Below are 1,137 nucleotides of genomic sequence, written 5' to 3' on the forward strand. Positions count from 1 at the left end.
ACGTTTCGAGCGAAACGTCGCACCGCTCGCTGGCTCCACCATCGCTACCCCACAGTCTTACCTGATCGGATCCACAGTCATAAGCCAGCATCGCATACCACGATGTCAGGTTTATGACTGTCGGTTGACAGTCTGCTCTTTAACAATGTGATTCATGCTGACAAACGTTCTTTCCACAAGGAAAGAACACGAGATACGTTTCAAGCGCGTATCCGGCAATGTCGTGTGTCATCGCGGACCAGACCCTTTGGGGTTATATGGTCAAGCGATGAAGCGCATACGGTGGATGCCTAGGCAGCCAGAGGCGATGAAAGACGTGGAAGCCTGCGATAAGGCTCGGCGAGGTGGCAAACAACCTGTGACCCGGGCATCTCTGAATGGGGAAACCCACCCACGGTAACGTGGGTATCCCGCACTGAATCCATAGGTGGCGGGAGGCGAACCAGGGGAACTGAAACATCTAAGTACCCTGAGGAAAAGAAATCAACCGAGATTCCCCCAGTAGCGGCGAGCGAACGGGGACCAGCCCTTAAGCAGGTGACTGATTAGACGAACGCGTTGGGAAGCGCGGCCATAGTGGGTGATAGCCCCGTAGTCGAAAATCTGATCCTGTGAAATCGAGTAGGTCGGGGCACGAGAAACCTTGACTGAAGACGGGGGGACCATCCTCCAAGGCTAAATACTCCTGGCTGACCGATAGTGAACCAGTACCGTGAGGGAAAGGCGAAAAGAACCCCGGAGAGGGGAGTGAAATAGATCCTGAAACCGTATGCGTACAAGCAGTGGGAGCAGACTCGTTCTGTGACCGCGTACCTTTTGTATAATGGGTCAGCGACTTATTTTCAGTGGCGAGCTTAACCGAATAGGGGAGGCGTAGGGAAACCGAGTCTTAACTGGGCGACCAGTCGCTGGGAATAGACCCGAAACCGGGCGATCTATCCATGAGCAGGTTGAAGGTTGAGTAACATCAACTGGAGGACCGAACCAGGATCTGTTGAAAAAGATTTGGATGACTTGTGGATCGGAGTGAAAGGCTAATCAAGCCCGGAGATAGCTGGTTCTCCTCGAAAGCTATTTAGGTAGCGCCTCACGTAGCACCGCCGGGGGTAGAGCACTGTTTCGGCTAGGGGGTCATCC

General features: G+C 53.6%; 1 other annotated feature (running past one end of the window).

The features are described 5' to 3' along the window. Positions 1–259: 259 nt before the first annotated feature. Positions 260–1,137, forward strand: a sequence feature (mutual gap in cmsearch alignment for this rRNA model is longer than 100); it runs 3,192 nt beyond the window's last position.

Source organism: Halomonas sp. KAO (genome assembly GCF_015595025.1).
GTDB lineage: Bacteria > Pseudomonadota > Gammaproteobacteria > Pseudomonadales > Halomonadaceae > Halomonas.